The organism is Dyella flava, from assembly GCF_016904955.1.
In the GTDB taxonomy this organism is placed as follows: Bacteria; Pseudomonadota; Gammaproteobacteria; order Xanthomonadales; family Rhodanobacteraceae; genus Dyella_B; species Dyella_B flava.
Genome location: NZ_JADIKE010000034.1, coordinates 264550 through 280748 on the forward strand (window position 1 = coordinate 264550; position 16199 = coordinate 280748).

Sequence of the window (16199 nt, forward strand, 5' to 3'; positions counted from 1 at the left end):
TAGGTGGCGGACAGGATTGTCTCATCCCCATCCCCCATCCTGTACCATGACGCCATGAGCGAACAGCCCACAACCCATTTCGGCTTCCGCGACGTTCCGGTCGGGGAAAAGCAAAAGCTGGTCGGCCAGGTGTTTACCTCGGTGGCCCGCAACTACGACCTGATGAACGACCTGATGTCGTTCGGCGTCCATCGCCTGTGGAAGCGCCACTTCGTGGCCGTCAGCGGCATCCGCCGCGGCGACCGGGTACTGGATCTGGCTGGCGGCACCGGCGATATCGCCGCGCTGATCAAGCCGGTGGTGGGCGACGAAGGCGATGTGGTGGTGGGTGATATCAACGCCGCCATGCTCAATGTCGGGCGTGACCGGCTGACCGATCGCGGCCTGGTATCCGGCCTGCGCTGGGCGCAGATGAATGCCGAGATGCTGCCCTTCCCCGACAACAGCTTCGACGCGGTGACCATGGCCTTCGGCCTGCGCAACGTCACCGACAAGGACAAGGCGCTGGCCGATATCTGCCGCGTGCTGAAACCCGGCGGCCGTGCCCTGGTGCTGGAGTTTTCCAAGGTGCAGAGCGAGCTGTTCGGCAAGCTCTACGATTTCCATTCATTCCAGGTGCTGCCCAAGCTGGGGCGCCTGTTCGCGGGCGATGCCGACAGCTACCAGTATCTGGCCGAATCGATCCGCAAGCATCCGGATCAGGAAACGCTCAAGACCATGATGGAAAGCGCCGGTTTTGGACGCGTGGAAGTACGCAATCTCAGCAACGGCATTGTGGCGATCCATCGCGCCTACAAACTCTGACGCCGCCCCGCGCCGGAGCCCGGGCTTAAAAGGTAACGCCCCCGACAAGCATCGTTTCACCCAGGTTGGGCCCGTTCAAGTCGGCGTTGGAGCTGTGGCGCACGCCGAGCATCCAATGCCGGGCCTGCCACCCCAAGGTAAGCGTAAACTCGTAATTGCCGCTCTCCGCCGGCGTCAGCCCGGCGTGCAAGGTGGGCTGCAGACTGAAGAAGAACGGGCGATACCACGCGTTTGCGGCGCCGTAATGAAAGCGCAAGCCGGCGGCGATCAGCCAGATGTCGTTGCGGGCTGAGTAGCCTTGATAGTCCCCGCATGGATAGCCACGTCCTGAAATCCAGCCGGCGGTGACGTCCGGCGCCCAGGTGAATGCCGTGCTGCCAATCGGGTGGTCACCGAACAGAGCTTCTACAAACGCCGCCGCCGTACTTTTGTCGACGGTGTAGTTCATGCCCATGAAACTCCATCCACCCTCAATGGATATCAGGGGATCAGCGGCGATGGCGGGATGCGCTACGCAACCAAACGTCAACACGAGTACCGTCAGGCAGCTCAAGACTGCTCTAGTGTTCATGATAGGGAATCTCAGCAACGGGACCATGGCGATCCATCGCGTCTATAGGCTCTGGCCGGCTATGCGCTCCTGCTCAAAACGAGATGCCCGCCAGCAGCATGTTCTCGCCCCGGTTCGGCATGTGCAGCCACGCGTTGGAACTATGTCGTAGCGCAAACATCCAGTGCCGGCCCTGCCAGCCTAGGGTGCTGGTGAATTCGTAGCTGCTGCTCAGACCCTGGGTGCGGCCAGTGTGCAAAGTGGGCTGAAAGCTGAAAAACAAGGGGCGATACCAGGCATCGGCCGCACCGTAATGAAAGCGCACACCGCCCGCCAGCAACCAGATGTGATCGCGCGTGGTGTAGCGGTCGTAATGGAAATTGGCGATGTCACGGCCATCGATCCAGCCGCCTAAGATGTCCGGTGCCCAGGTGAAGTTGCTATTGCCGATGGCGTGTTCGCCAAAGACCGTTTCACCAAAGACCGCGGGAGTGCCTTGATTCCAGGCGAAATAACCGCCCAGGAAGCTTACGCCGCCTTCGATCGAGAACTGCGGATCGGCGGCCATGGCTGTAGCTGCAACAGATAGCAGAAGTACGGCCGCAAAACGACGGAATGTATGGGGAGCAGACATTGGGGGGACCTGCCGGGACAGCCACTGTCAGCCTAATCAAGTCACAAACCCCTGTAACCACCCGCCCGGGTGATTTCTTGGTTGCCTGCGTTTGCGCGCGGACAGCCACAGCATGGTCTCGCGTTGCTTATCCGATTGTTCTGAAGACGCGAAGATTTCGCTATCTGATCGATATTGCTGTCACGGCCATCACGCCGCGCGCAGATCTTGCAACAGCGTTCCCTGGCGCAGCGTCTCCGCCTCATGATCGGGATCGCGCCAGCTTTCGTGCAGCGCCGCCGCATACCAACGCTGCATGCCGGGTAGCACAAGCATGCGCTGCACATAGGCACGCAGAGCGTCATCCACTGACAATTGATAGCTCTGGATGCGGTACACGACCGGCGCAAAGAATGCATCCACCGCGGTGAACGCCGCTCCCGCCAGGAAAGGTCCGCCGAAGCGCGCGAGCCCCTCGCTCCATAGTTCATTCAAACGCGCAATATCACGCATCAGTGCCGCCGGCATACTGTTCAACTGCATGCGGATGCCGCAGTTCATCGGACAGTGGGAACGCAAGGCATCGAAGCCTGAATGCATTTCCGCTGCGGCGCTGCGCGCCCAGGCACGCGCGCGAACATCGCCCGGCCACACGCCGGCATGCTGCTCCGCCACATATTCAGCGATGGAGAGCGAATCCCACACCGTGATATCGCCGTCATGCAGGCAAGGTACCTTGCCGGTGGGGCAAAACGCGCGGAACACCGTCCAACTCGATGATGTGCCGTGCTGGAACGGCGTGAGCTTCTCCTCGAAAGGAATCTCCAGCTCGGTCAGCAAAATCCATGGGCGTAGCGACCAGGAAGAATAATTCCGGTTGGCGATGTGGAGCGTGTACATGACTCCCCCTTCAAGAATTTGAATGGCGCTCAGGTCTGCTTGCAAGCCTGCTCGGTGGCGGCAGCAGCCATCGGTGCAGATGCGGGTTTGCTGCGGCGGGCATTGGCCAGCGCGACACCGGCTACCGTGATAGCGCCACCTATCAGTGTCAACCAGCCCGGCTGCTCGCCCAACCAGATCCAGCCGATGAATACGGCGATCGGCGGCGAGAGGTAGATGAAGCTGGAAACCTGCGATGCCGAAGCACGGTGCAAGGCCGCGTTCCACGCCAGATACCCTACGAATGTCGGTGCGATGCCCAGCCACAACAGCGCCGCGATATGCGACCACGGCGCCAACGCCAGCGCATGCGGCAACCCCAACCCGAACGGCACGGTGCCCAAGGTGCCGGCAAAGAATCCAAAGGCGGTGACGCCAATCACGTTGTTACGCGTAAACAGGGGCTTTTGACCGACGAAGAGCACCGCGCAAGCGATCACACTGACTACCACCAGGCCTGCCATCGGTTGCAACTTCACCTGCTTGCCGCTGGCCAGCACGACCAGCACCACACCCAGCAAGGCGACACCCAGTCCAAGCATGTTGCGCATGCTGATGCGTTCGCCGATCCACAGCGCCGAAAGCGTGGTGGTAGCGGCAGGCACCAGCGAAATGATGATCGCCGCCGTACCGCTGGCGATGCGCGTTTCGGCGTAGTTGAGGCAGAGGTGATAGACAGTCAGGCCGATCACCCCCAGCACCGCCAGTTGCGGCCAGTCCTTACGCTGCGGCAGCGGAACGCGCTTGGCCCAAATCAGCAAGGCGAAGCAAAGCGAACCAATGGCCAAGCGTGCCAGGGCCACTTCGCCCGGCGTGAACGAGGCCAAGGCATAGGCGATGGCGGCATACGCCGATGACCAGGTGATCAGGGCTATGGCGATGTAAACCAATGCGCGCCCGTCGAGGCGCTCCGTGCTGTCCATGGATCGATTCCGCGGGGGATGGAATGTGCAAATCCTAGTCTTGCGCCGATCGCCGAGGAATAATGGCCCCAAAGCCAACCCGTATGTTTCGCCGTCGAACGAAATATCAATTTATGTCTACAACCTACGAATCGAAACCCGAATGGGACGCCAAAGATTGGCAATTGCTGGAAGCCCTGCAACGTGACGCCCGCTTGGGCTACGCCGAACTGGGGCGCAAGGTGCGCCTGTCCGCGCCGGCGGTGGCCGAACGCGTAAAGCGCCTGGAGGAAGCCGGTGTGATCACCGGTTATCACGCAGTAATCAATCCCAAGCGGCTCGGCTACGGCATCGATGCGATGATCCGCCTGCGGTGCGATGGCGGGATCTGCGCACGTATCGGGAAAATTGTCGAAAACGTACCGGAAGTATTGGATTGCCGCCGTCTTGCCGGCGAGGATTCCGCGCTGCTGCGCGTGGTGGCCATGTCGATCAGCCATCTGGAAGCGGTGCTCGATCGTCTGCTGAAAATGCATTCAAGCATCAGCACGACAACCCTGATCGTGCTGCAGACACCGCATGCGAATCGGCCGCTCACCCGCTCAATGTGGGATGCGGGACGAAGCTTGTCGCAAGATTGAATCCCCCTCCCCGGTACCCCGGGGAGGGGTGAAGCGCATGCGCATCAGTTATGCGAATCATCCTTCTTCTTGGGCGGCGGCGGCTGATGGGCCGGCGCAGGGTGAGCCTGCTGCGGATGCGGCGCAGGAGCCGGCGCGTGTTCGGCCGGCGGCGCGGGACGATGCACTTCCTGGGCCGGTGCCGGGCGTGGCGCCTGGGCCTGAGGATGCGGCTGTGCCTGCGGCGCCGGATGGAATGCCGGCTGCGGATGCGCCTGAGGCGCTGCATGGACCACCGCCTGCGGCGCAGGATGCGCCGGTTGCTGCGGCAACGGACGAGCCTGTGGCGTCGACGGATGGGACGCCACCTGCGGATGTGGCACGGTCGCAGGCCGCTGGACCGCTTCAGCCGGTTGTGGACGCGCTGCATTCGGATGCGGCGCTTGCGTGAATCGCGCCGGTGCGGCCGGATGCTGCTCCGGTGCCGCAGCATGTGGTGCCTGCGCCGACGGATAACCTGCGCGTGCAAAGTTCGGCACGCTCATCGGCTGCCCCGCCGGGTGATTGTTGTTGGTCACATTGCTGGTGGCGTTGCGATTGAACTGGTTCTGGTTGTGGGTGAAGTTGTTACTGACGTTGCTGTTGTAACGATTGTTGGTGACGTTGTTGGTGACATTGGTGACGTTGGTGTAGCGATTGATCACCGTGGTCGAGCGCGATACGTAAGTCTGGTTGTTGTAGACCACCGCCGGGCGATGCCAGCCGCCGCCACCGCCGCCGTTGTAACCGCCGCTATAACCGCCGCCCCAGTTCATGCCCCACGAATGCCAGCCACCGCCACCGTGGTGATCGAACAATGCGCCCACCACAATCGCCGCACCGAACACTATGGCGCCGACCGCGACCACCTGGCCGGTGGTGTAGGTCGGCTGCGCGTATGCATAGCCGGGGTAGTACGCCACCTCGCCGCCATAGACGGTTTGCGGGTCGTAACTGGGCACATAGACCGCATCCGGTTGCGCCGGGTCAATCTGGATGATCTGTTCCGGCGGCGGCACCACCGCCGGACCGTCATACACCGGCGGCGCGTCACCGCTGACGACATAGCCGGACTGCTGCTCGCTCGCCTGTACCTGCTGCACCGGCTGCACGGTAACCGCCTGTTGCGCGGAGTTTTGCAGGTTGCCCTGCGCACGCGCGCGCTGACGCATCACCTGGATGGCGTTGAGCACGTCGGTAGGATCGTTGACGTAAGCCTCGCCCAAGGCCGCTGTCCATTGGCTGTTCTGCGCCATCTGGCTCAGCACGGACGGAAACTGGGTCAGGCCCTTGACGCTGGCATCCCAGCTTTGCGGCTCCACCGCAGCCTGCAGCAAATCGCCTTTGAGGTTGGGATTCTGCGTCAGCAGGTTTTCCGCCGCCGTGATCTGATCCGGATAGGTCGATCCTGCCAGCACCTGCGCGACGAGCTTATCGGGGAACAGTGCGATCGGCGCAACCATCTGATACAGCTGGTCCGCCGTCGGAGGCGTATAGGCAGCTGCCTGCTGCTGCCCCGCGGCGCTGGCGGACGATGCCGGCGCGCTCGCCTGATTCGATGCCGGCTGCTGATTGCAAGCGGCCAGGACCAGCATGCTTGCGCATACGCCTGCGGCAATCGCCATGCTGAGAGAACGTTGCTTGACCAAGGGTCGACTCCTTCGCGATATCGGGTTATGAAAAACCGTTCGGTTTTCCAGCTTCTTGCCATGTGCGGCGGATAGCCCCTGAACCGGATCCACCGAAACACCCTAACCTGCCTGGCCATTTGGCCAGGGACGGGAACGCAGTATGCCTTTGCGATTGTTCTATTTGGGCTAATCGCTGATGAATATTCCCCGCGTTTGGTTGGCGTTAGGCAAGCCGGTAAGCTTCATGTCAGTTCTGTCCTTGCGACTTGGCAAACGCGAGCCGTTTTGCCGCCCGCGCGTCACTCCACGCTGCTCTCTCATGCCGGATCACCACACCATGCGCACGATGTATCCCGAAATCGAGCCCTATCGCACACATCGCATCGCGGTCGATCAGCGACACACGCTTTATGTCGAGGAATGCGGCAACCCTGCCGGGCTGCCGGTGATCTTTCTGCACGGCGGACCGGGAGCAGGTTTATCGCCTTATCACCGGTGCTTCTTCGATCCGGCGCGATACCGCATCGTGCTGTTCGATCAACGCGGCGCCGGCCGCTCCACCCCGTTTGCGGATCTGACCGACAACACCACCTGGCACCTGGTCGCCGACATCGAAGCCATCCGCGAACAGTTCGGCATCGAACGCTGGGTGGTGTTCGGCGGCTCGTGGGGTTCCACGCTTGCGTTGGCCTATGCACAGAAACATCCCGAACGCGTGCTTGGCCTGGTGCTGCGCGGGATCTTTCTGTGCCGGCCTGAAGAGGTCCGCTGGTATTACGAAGAAGGCGGCGCTTCGTGGATCCTGCCGGAGAAATGGCAGCGCTACGCATCGGCCATTCCGCCGGAAGAACACGGCAACATGCTCGACGCCTATTGGCAACGCTTGACCAGTGACGATGAAGCCGTGCGGCTGGCTGCGGCAAAAGCGTGGGGCGCCTGGGAGGGCGGCGGCATCACCCTGGAAGAAAGTCCGGAAACCGAGGCCAGCTTCGCCGCACCGGAAGTGGCGCTGAGCCTGGCGCGGATCGAAGCGCACTATTTCCGCCACCATGCGTTTCTCGAGTCCAACCAGCTACTTCGCGACGTTGAAAAACTGCGCCACATTCCGACCACCATCGTGCATGGTCGTTACGACATTATCTGTCCGGCGAAAAACGCCTGCGATTTAGCCGCGGCATGGCCGGAAGCAGAGCTGCATATCGTGCTGGCCGGCCATGCCGCGTCGGAACCGGCGATTGTGGATGCGCTGGTGCAAGCCACGGATCGCCTGGCCGACCGTTACGTCTGAGCACCGCACAAGAATCAGATATCGCGGCATCGAAGGCTTGAGAATAATCACGCCGGCTTGAATTCAGGAGCTTGCCGCATGCTCACCTTGTTCGACTATCCCGCCTCCGAAAACGCCTGGAAAGTCCGGCAACTGTTGCAGCACCTGCAACGCCCCTATCGCACCGTCAACATCAGCATCTTTGAAGGTGAAGGCCGCACCGACGCGTATCTGCGCATCAGCCCCACCGGCACGGTGCCGGCGATTCAACTCGAAGACGGCCGCACCTTGGCGGAATCGGCTGCGATTCTGTTTTTCCTCGCCACCGATACGCCCTATCTGCCGGCTGACGCGTTTGGCCGCGCCAAAGTGCAGCAATGGCTGAGCTTCGAGCAGGAACGCATCGAATCGGTGATCGGCTCGCTGCGCTATTGGACACTCACCGGCAAGCTGGAGCGCCGCGCTCCCGCCCTGGTCGAGATGAAGCGCAGCACCGGCCACGGAAGCTTGCAGATACTCGAGCGTGAATTGGCCCTGCGGCCGTTCCTGACCGATCACGGCTACTGCATTGCCGACATCGCGGTCTTCGCCTATACCAGCCACGCCGCGGAGGCGGGCTTTTCGCTTGAGCCCTATCCGCATGTCCGTGCGTGGCTAGCGCGGGTGAAATCCCAGCCCGGCTTCCTGGCCACCATGCATCCGTACTCGGACGACCCGTTTAGCACCAGCGAGTTACCCTGAGCCGCTTCCGCCATGGGCCGGGACCGGGGCCACAGTGGCATACTCGCCGCTCTCAAGTCCCACTGGAAAGCCCCGATGTCCCCGCTTCGCACCCTGGCCCTTGGCGCGCTGGTCCTGCCCTTCGCGGCCCATGCCAACGATCCCTATTCCTATGCCCAGCCGGATGAGGTGCGCGTCACCCACCTGGACCTGGCGCTGAAGATCGACTTTCCACAGCACCAGCTGGACGGACAGGCGACGCTTACGCTGGACTGGAAGGATCCCAAGGCCGTTGCCCTGGTGCTGGATACGCGCGATCTGAATATCGCCCGCATCGAATCGGTCGATGCCAGCGGCAAGACGGCTCCGCTGCAATACGCGCTGGCGCCGCGCGACAAGCAACTCGGCAGCAAGCTGACCATCCAGACGCCGCAGCGTCCGCACGAAGTGCGCATCGTCTACACGACATCGCCCAGCGCGAGCGGCCTGCAATGGTTGCCGCCGGCGCAGACGGCGGACAAGAAGCAGCCCTTCATGTTCTCGCAGTCCGAGTCGATCCATGCGCGTTCCTGGGTACCGCTGCAGGATTCGCCCGCGATTCGTTTCACCTATGCTGCGCATGTCACCGCACCGGCGGATACGCGTGTAGCGATGAGCGCGCCGAACGATCCCAAGCATCCGTTGAACGGCGACTTCAGCTTCGAGCAGACCCATCCGATTCCGTCCTATCTGCTGGCGATTGCGGCAGGCGATCTGGCGGTAAAGGAAACCGGCCCGCGCTCGGCGGTGTATGCCGAGCCGTCGGTGGTCGGCAAGGCGGCACACGAATTCGAAGACACCGAAAAGATGATCGAGACGGCCGAGAAGCTCTACGGTCCGTACCGTTGGGGCCGCTACGACATTCTCGTACTGCCACCGAGCTTCCCGTATGGCGGCATGGAAAATCCCAACATGACGTTCGCCACGCCGACCGTGCTGGTGGGCGACAAGAGTCTGGTCTCACTGGTGGCACACGAGCTGGCGCATTCGTGGTCCGGCAACCTGGTGACGGCGGCATCCTGGCGTGACATGTGGCTCAACGAAGGTGTAACGACCTATGTGCAGGGCCGCATCACCGAGGCGCTGTACGGCACGCGTCAGGCAAACGAAGAAGCGCTGCTCGATATCCAGGCTTTGCAGAAAGATTTGCCGAGCATGCCGGAAAACTCACGCCGCCTTGCGCCCAAGCCCGGCAATGTCGACGCGGACGACTCGCTCTCCGATGTCGCCTATTTCAAGGGCTCGTGGTTTCTGCGCACGCTGGAACAGCGCTTCGGCCGCGACACCTTCGACAACTACCTGAAGAACTACTTCAACCACTTCGCCTTCCAGAGCATCACCACCGAACAGATGCTCGCCTTCATGAAGCCGAACCTGATCGACAAATACCCCGGCAAGATGAGCTGGGACGAAGTGCAGGATTGGGTCTACGGCACCGACATTCCCAAGCATGCGCCGATGCCGGTGTCGCCGAACTTCGCCACGATCGACAAGGAACGCAGCGCCTTCCTTACCGGCACGCTGACGGCTGACAAGCTCGATGCCAAGGGTTGGAACACACAGGAATGGATGTACTTCCTCGATGGCATGCCGGATGCACCGCCGCTCGCCAAAATGCAGGAACTCGACGCGGCCTGGCATCTCACCGGCACACCGAATGCGGAAATCGGCATGCGCTGGTACGTGCACGCGATCAACGCTGGCGACAAGGCCGTCTGGCCGGCCGCAGCGGAACACATGACACGCATCGGCCGTCTTTACCTGACCATGCCGCTTTACGCGGCGCTGGTGAAGACGCCCGATGGCCTGGCGTTCGCCGAGCAGGTGTACGCCAAGGCAAAGAACGGCTATCACCCGCTTACGCAGCAGGCAGTTGAAGCCTTGTTTGTGAAAGCCAAAGCCGGCAAGCCGTAAACCATGCCCGCCATGCGCGTCGCCGATGCACGGATATCTCCCCATCCCGGCGAAAGCCGGGGTGAAGCATCGGCGATGTTGCGTTTACCGGCAAACCGTCTCTTTTGAGCGACACATACCAGACACCGTCTATTGCGAGTCACGGAAATGAGTACACCCGCAAATACCAATGCCCGCCCGCTCTGGCAGCGACTGTTGATCCGCCGCCTGAAATTCCTGGGGATCGTCGCCGCATTGCTGATCGTGCTGCTCGGCGGCAGCTACCTGTTCGCGCCGCAGTGGCTGATCAAGGCCGGCGCCCTGCGCGAAGCGATGAATGCCGGGCTGGAAAAACATTCGGTACAGGCCGGCGATACCAACTGGGTGTATTACGAAGGCGGCCAGGGGCCTACCATCGTGCTGCTGCACGGTTTCGCCGCCAACAAGGAAGTGTGGCTGAAAGTGGCGCCGATGCTGACCGCGCACTTCCGCGTGGTGATTCCTGATCTGCCGGGCTGGGGAGAGTCTTCGCGCATTCCCGGCGCCAGCTACAACATCGACAATCAGGCCGAGCGCCTGAACGATTTTGTGCAGACGCTACATCTGCAGCACGCCTTGTTCGTGGGCCATTCGATGGGCGGCGCGATCGCCGGCGTGTATGCCGCCGAGCATCCGCAGGATGTCGCCGAACTGGCTCTGGTCGACTCCTTCGGCCTGAAGTTCAAGGAGAACGATTTCGCCAAAGAGGCCATGGCGGGCAAGGATCCGTTTATCTATGACGACCGCGCCGGCTTCCTGCGCGCCACCTCGCTGGCCTTCGAACACGTGCCGCATATCCCGGGCCGCTTCATCGACGTGTTCGTGCAGGACAACATCAAGAATCGCGCCTTTATCGAGAACACCTTCAACGAACTGCGCGAACCCTCGCAGACCTTGGCGCTGCAGAATCGTCTCGACAAGCTCACCATGCCGACCCTCGGCATGTGGTGCCGCGAAGACAAGATCATTGACATCTCGGCGCTGGACAGCCTGCGCGATGGCCTGACGCATGCGCCGGCCATCAGCACCAGCATCCTCAACGGCTGCAATCACATGCCGCAGTTGGAAAAGCCGGAGGCGTTCTCGCAGGTCTTGACCAGCTTTGTGCTGGCTCATTGACCGGCAGCATCTTCATCGCCGCCACAAAACGGCTCTGCCTGCCTGTCTTCGCAGCACAGCAGAGCCGCTGCATTGAACGGAAACGGCCGGATGCCCGGGGATAGCCGGGCTAGCCGGTGCAATCAGCTAGCGGGCTTGAATGAATCCAGCTCTTCAGTTAGCCGGTAACTGCGGAAGCCGCTGGTGTTGTAGCTTTCTTCCACGGCCTTCACGTAGCGCTTGATCTCCGGCACATACCAGTAAGCGCGATAAATGCGCCCTGATATCACAGTATGAGGCAGGATGCGTTGACTCTGCATTGCCGCGGCGGCGCCCGTCTGGTTCGCCGAGGCGACGGACGCCACATTCACTCCCGGGGCGAGCTCGTTTGACCACTGCCCATCGCATTCGACCTTGAGCGCGTTGAACTTGCCGGCCGGCACCTGCACCTCTTCCCAACCGGTGACGGCGTATTTGCAATCGAAAGTGTGACTGACCAGTTTCGGATCGGGATGGGCCTGGATATAGCTCAACTCCCACTTCTTGCCCTCCTTCAACGGGAAGGACAACGGTTGGGAAACAATTTGCTGTTTGCCGTTGATGTCAACGGCATGGTTCCAGTCCAAACCACGCAGCTCTTCTTGCGGCGGCTGATTGGACCCCTTTTGGTTGAGCGTGACCAGTACACCGTCACCCATGACACGCTCTACCGATATTTCCTCGTCCTTTTGCGCCCACCCGTGCTGGCCGTTTTCGGTCGTATACGTGTAGACCCAGGTATCCCCTGTCTTGAGCGCAGGAGCATCTACCGAAGTCGCATAGGCGGAACCGCACAGCAGGCATGTGCCCAGCACAAACATCCATCGAGACATCGAAATTCCCCCTGGGACAATATCGGATTTAGTCTATTTGCCCACGTTGTGATCGTGAAGTGACCCCACTAATGGCCCCATCTTCCATGGGACATGGCAGGAATGCATCCGCAGGAAATTGCGGAAATTCTCCGCACTCAAAGCACCCATGGCACCAACGCCTTAACGCGCAGCATGTAATCGCGATACTGATCGCCAAACAGTTCGCACAGCCAGCGCTCTTCCAGACGCAATTTGCGCCAGAACGAAACACCGACAATAGCCGTGGCAAGCAAGGCACGCCACGCACCCACGGCGATCGCGCTGCCCAGAAAAGCCAGCAAGAGTCCGGTGTAAATGGGGTGGCGCACAATGCTGTAGGGGCCACGCACGATCAGCTCATGATCCTGCTTGAGCTGCACGACGCCACTCCAGTTGCGGCCAAGGATCACGCGTGCCCAACAGGTAAACGCCAGGCCCGCCACGGTGAGATAGAAACCGAGCCACACAATCCACTGCCTGGCCGGAACGAAGCGTTGGTCGAGGAAGGTCCCGCGCAACCATCCATACGAATCCCACAACAGCAACACCGCTACGATAATCGGCAGTACATATTTGCCGAAGCGCGAAGCGCTGGATTCAACCCGTACCGCAGCTTTTACACCGATGGCGCTCACGCACCAGTAGACCAGCCAAAGCAGCCAGGCCCCTGCGAACAATCCACCGGCAGAAGTCGACATAAGCACGCCCTTGAATGCAGTGGCGTCAGTCTATCCTTCTTGCAGCAGGATCATTCAATGCGCCCAAATGGAGCGCTCAATCGGCGACGTCGGCAATCAGCCTGTCCAGTTCCGCTTTCAGCGTGGCGCCGTTCTGGCGCAGCCAGTCGCGCTGTTCGCGCCAATCCGGAAAGATCGACTCGACATGCGCCCAGAATCGCGGCGAGTGATTGCGCACCTTCAGATGGCACAGTTCGTGTGCGAGCACGTAGCGCAAGGCCGCGGGTGGCGCCAGCGCCAAGGCCAGATCGAGATTGATGCGATCGCGCGTATCGAGGCTGCCCCACAGGCTTTTCATCGGGCGAATGCGCAGCGCCGTCGGCGCCAGCCCAAGTTGTGGGACGTAGCCGGCGAGCCAACGCGACACATCGCGACGGATCTGGTTTTCGAAATACGAAGCAAGCAGCCCACGCGCCACCGGCAATGCACGGCTGTGCGGACGCGGAATCTCCAGCGTGAGACCACCTTCGTACGCCGCGACGCGCGGATACGCACCTTCGTCCCAGTCCAGCGTCGTTATCTCACCGCGTAGCGGAAATTCGACCGATACACCGACACGCAGCGGCGGCAGCGGCTCGACCACCAGGTTGAGTTCGTCCAGTTTCTTCTCCAGCCAATCGGCGTTATGCCGGAGAAATGCGTTGACCTGTGACGGATGCGTGCCTTGCGGATAGGTGATGCGTGCGCCTTTCGGCGACACCGTCAGACGCAGACGCCGCGCGCGCGGATGCGATGCTTTGAGCACACGAATGGTGTTGCCGCTGGGGGTCGCCAACTCCAGCCAGTCGCCGTCGAGGTACGCCATGATCCTGCCTTCAGAACTACCGCCGGACGCCAAAAGAGCCCCCGGGCTCAAGCAGGATGTGGGGCGCGGGGCTCCATGCGCAAGGGTCTTTTTTGCCTCACCCCGGGAAGCTCGATCTGGCGCGCGTCTCAGCCATTATGGGACGCCTTGGCCGATGACAGGCAGGTTGCAGGAGAGCCTTCAGGCCCTCCTGGGACCGCATGCCCCGGCCCCGCCAAGCTGCCCCCACGCCCGCTCGGCGGCCTTGCGGCCGTCACGCCTTGGGTAGTGAAAAGATGGCCACGCAATCCATCCGTCGCCTGGCCACGCGAAGCTGTGCCGCAAGGTCCGCGTGAACGAAGAAAGCATCACTCTGGGCGAGGAAGACCGAACCACTCTTCCAATTTGCCCAGCAGACGCTCGAGCTCCAAGGTCAGCAAGGCAAACCGGGCGTCCATCTCCGCAGCGGCGTCCTGCTGGCTGTCGCCCAGCTCATCGAGCACGGCATCGAGGAATTTCAATTTGCGTACGACGAGGTCTTCGCCCAACACGAAGCTGATGCGATCGTCGAAGACCAGACCCAATTGAAACACCTGCTTGCCATTGCGCAGGTGTTCCTTCACTTCTTCCGCATCCAGATCCTGGCGACGGCAGCGGGCAATGGCGCCGGTGGCAGTGGCCGGATCGCGCAACTCGCATTCGTCACCCAGCACCAGGCCGCCCGGCAGGTTGCCATGCGCGAGCCAGTCGGTCATCAGCACGCGCGGCCCTTCTTCCGGCGCCAGCGGAACAGCGGGAAAACTGCCAAGCGCCTCGCGAACCTGCGTCAGCGCGTTTTCAGCGGATTTGCGGCTGGACGTATCAAGCACCAGCCAACCGCCCTTGCGATCGACATAAGCCGACATGCGCGAACTGCGCACGAACGCACGCGGCAACAATTCGGTGAGCAGATCCTCCTTGATGCGCTTGCGTTCGCGGCCACCAACCTTGCGCCCTTCTTCTTCGGCGATCTTTTGTACTTTGCGCTGCAATTCGTCATTGACCACCGCGGCCGGTAGCAATTTTTCCTCGCTGCCCACCGTGAGCAGGGTGCAGGCGTTGACGACGTGCGTCATCGCCGCCTCGTCACCACGGCCGACCGGCGGCACGAAGCCGCGCGTGCCCATTTCAAGCGGACCACAGGGCCGCAGGCGATGCTCGCCCAGTGCCTCTTCGAGGCGCTTCAGATCGTCGGCAACAGCGGCAGAAAAGCGGAATAACGTGAGGTTGCGGAAAAACATGCAGGATCCGGTTCGCGAATATCTGTCGTTCCGGCACAGCTGGGGACCCAGTGGCTTCTTGTGCAGAGCCCAAGGACACTGGGCCCCGGTCTACGCCGGGGCGACGATGGTGAAGTGTTAGCGAATGACAGCTGCGACGGCAGCGACCACGTTATCGAGGTTGCCGCGGTTGAGCGCCGCCACGCAGATACGTCCGGTGCCGATGGCGTAGATCGCGTGCTCTTCACGCAGACGATCCACTTGCGCCTTGCTCAAGCCGGAGTAGGAGAACATGCCTGCCTGCTGCTGGATGAATCCGAATTGCGCCGCGCCCTGCGCCGCCAACCCCTGCACCATGCCGGCACGCATCGCGTGAATGCGTTCGCGCATTTCCGTCAGCTCCTGTTCCCACAGCGCACGCAATTCCGCACTGTTGAGTACGCCGGCGACCAGTGCGCCGCCATGCGTCGATGGGCTGGAGTAGATCGAGCGGATGATGCGCTTGACCAGCGACTGCACGCGCAGCGCTTCTTCGCGATTGGCGCCAACGATCGACAACGCACCCACGCGCTCGCCGTACAGCGAGAACGACTTGGAGTACGAGTTGGCCACCACGAACGATTCAATCCCGGATTCGGCAAACAGGCGCACCGCCGTGGCATCCGCGTCGATGCCCTTGTCGAAGCCTTGATAGGCCATGTCGATGAAGGGCAGCAAGCCGCGATCCTTGACCAGCGCCACCACCTGCTTCCACTGCTCGGCCGAGAGGTCGACGCCGGTAGGGTTATGGCAACAGGCGTGCAGCAGCACGACCGTACCCGGCTCCAGCTTGCCGAGATCGGCGAGCATGCCCGCGAAATCCAGGCCATGCGTGGCGGCATCGTAATAGGCGTAATCCACCACGTCGAAACCCGCGGCATTGAAAACGACGCGATGGTTTTCCCAGCTCGGACTGCTGATCACCACCTTGGCCTTGGGCAGCGCCTTGCGCAGCAGCTCGGCGCCCACGCGCAGTGCACCGCTACCGCCAATCGTCTGCGAGGTGGCAACGCGGCCAGCGGCCAGCAGTGGCGACTCCGCGCCGAACACCAGCTTCTGCGTAGCCTGGTTGTAGGCCGGCAGGCCGTCGATCGGCAGATAGCCGCGCGGCTTGGCTTCGCGCGCCAGCGCTTCCTCGACTTCGCGCACGGCGCGCAGCAGCGGGATGCGGCCGGTCTCGTCGTAATAAATGCCAACGCCCAGATTCACTTTGCCGGGACGGCTGTCGGCCACAAAAGCTTCGGTGAGTCCCAGGATCGGATCGCCCGGGGTCATTTCAACGGATGCAAAGAGGGACACGGCTTTACTCGATTAAAGGGGATGAAAGTATGGA

The 16199-nt window shown here is 61.7% G+C and carries 16 protein-coding genes; 6 read left to right on the top strand and 10 right to left on the bottom strand.

The features are described from left to right. Window positions 1-54 precede the first annotated feature (54 nt). Complete coding sequence (gene ubiE / locus ISP19_RS09355; protein ID WP_204681093.1) at window positions 55-804, top strand: bifunctional demethylmenaquinone methyltransferase/2-methoxy-6-polyprenyl-1,4-benzoquinol methylase UbiE; 750 nt, start codon at window positions 55-57, stop codon at window positions 802-804. Between the two features lie 25 nt (window positions 805-829). Here ubiE and ISP19_RS09360 read toward each other — a convergent pair whose 3' ends face one another. From ISP19_RS09360 to ISP19_RS09375, 4 genes are all read right to left on the bottom strand, one after another. After that, entirely contained in the window at window positions 830-1375 is a 546-nt protein-coding gene (locus ISP19_RS09360) for a lipid A 3-O-deacylase (RefSeq protein WP_239556694.1), read from the bottom strand. A gap of 73 nt (window positions 1376-1448) precedes the next feature. Then, entirely contained in the window at window positions 1449-1922 is a 474-nt protein-coding gene (locus tag ISP19_RS09365) for an acyloxyacyl hydrolase (protein ID WP_204681094.1), read from the bottom strand. 255 nt (window positions 1923-2177) lie between these two features. After that, window positions 2178-2867, bottom strand: coding sequence for a glutathione S-transferase family protein (locus tag ISP19_RS09370; protein WP_204681095.1), 690 nt, complete (start codon window positions 2865-2867; stop codon window positions 2178-2180). Window positions 2868-2896: 29 nt separating this feature from the next. Then, on the bottom strand, window positions 2897-3829 hold the full coding sequence (locus tag ISP19_RS09375; RefSeq protein WP_204681096.1) for a DMT family transporter: 933 nt from the start codon (window positions 3827-3829) through the stop codon (window positions 2897-2899). A 113-nt stretch (window positions 3830-3942) separates the two neighbouring features. Between ISP19_RS09375 and ISP19_RS09380 the strand changes: the two genes are divergently transcribed. Continuing rightward, complete coding sequence (locus tag ISP19_RS09380) at window positions 3943-4449, top strand: Lrp/AsnC family transcriptional regulator (protein ID WP_204681097.1); 507 nt, start codon at window positions 3943-3945, stop codon at window positions 4447-4449. Window positions 4450-4493: 44 nt separating this feature from the next. On the opposite strand, the gene ISP19_RS09385 is transcribed toward ISP19_RS09380, so the two are convergent. Continuing rightward, window positions 4494-6116 (bottom strand): DUF3300 domain-containing protein, encoded by a 1623-nt coding sequence (locus ISP19_RS09385; RefSeq protein ID WP_204681098.1) that lies wholly within the window; start codon window positions 6114-6116, stop codon window positions 4494-4496. Between the two features lie 319 nt (window positions 6117-6435). Between ISP19_RS09385 and pip the strand changes: the two genes are divergently transcribed. The 4 genes from pip to ISP19_RS09405 all read left to right on the top strand — a co-directional run bounded on the left by pip (window position 6436) and on the right by ISP19_RS09405 (window position 11175). Beyond that, complete coding sequence (pip, locus tag ISP19_RS09390) at window positions 6436-7386, top strand: prolyl aminopeptidase (RefSeq protein ID WP_204681099.1); 951 nt, start codon at window positions 6436-6438, stop codon at window positions 7384-7386. Window positions 7387-7464: 78 nt separating this feature from the next. After that, entirely contained in the window at window positions 7465-8106 is a 642-nt protein-coding gene (locus ISP19_RS09395) for a glutathione S-transferase family protein (protein WP_204681100.1), read from the top strand. A gap of 75 nt (window positions 8107-8181) precedes the next feature. After that, on the top strand, window positions 8182-10038 hold the full coding sequence (locus tag ISP19_RS09400) for a M1 family metallopeptidase (RefSeq protein ID WP_204681101.1): 1857 nt from the start codon (window positions 8182-8184) through the stop codon (window positions 10036-10038). 147 nt (window positions 10039-10185) lie between these two features. Continuing rightward, entirely contained in the window at window positions 10186-11175 is a 990-nt protein-coding gene (locus ISP19_RS09405; RefSeq protein ID WP_239556695.1) for an alpha/beta fold hydrolase, read from the top strand. 122 nt (window positions 11176-11297) lie between these two features. Here ISP19_RS09405 and ISP19_RS09410 read toward each other — a convergent pair whose 3' ends face one another. From ISP19_RS09410 to ISP19_RS09430, 5 genes are all read right to left on the bottom strand, one after another. Next, on the bottom strand, window positions 11298-12026 hold the full coding sequence (locus tag ISP19_RS09410; protein WP_239556696.1) for a hypothetical protein: 729 nt from the start codon (window positions 12024-12026) through the stop codon (window positions 11298-11300). Window positions 12027-12163: 137 nt separating this feature from the next. Further along, window positions 12164-12745: a methyltransferase family protein gene (locus ISP19_RS09415; RefSeq protein WP_204681102.1), complete on the bottom strand. Its 582-nt coding sequence runs from the start codon at window positions 12743-12745 to the stop codon at window positions 12164-12166. A gap of 76 nt (window positions 12746-12821) precedes the next feature. Next, window positions 12822-13589, bottom strand: a complete 768-nt coding sequence (locus ISP19_RS09420; RefSeq protein WP_239556697.1) for a M48 family metallopeptidase — start codon at window positions 13587-13589, stop codon at window positions 12822-12824. A gap of 347 nt (window positions 13590-13936) precedes the next feature. Next, window positions 13937-14848: a recombination-associated protein RdgC gene (locus ISP19_RS09425; protein ID WP_204681103.1), complete on the bottom strand. Its 912-nt coding sequence runs from the start codon at window positions 14846-14848 to the stop codon at window positions 13937-13939. Between the two features lie 117 nt (window positions 14849-14965). Next, window positions 14966-16165 (bottom strand): amino acid aminotransferase, encoded by a 1200-nt coding sequence (locus tag ISP19_RS09430; protein WP_204681104.1) that lies wholly within the window; start codon window positions 16163-16165, stop codon window positions 14966-14968. Window positions 16166-16199: the final 34 nt, after the last annotated feature.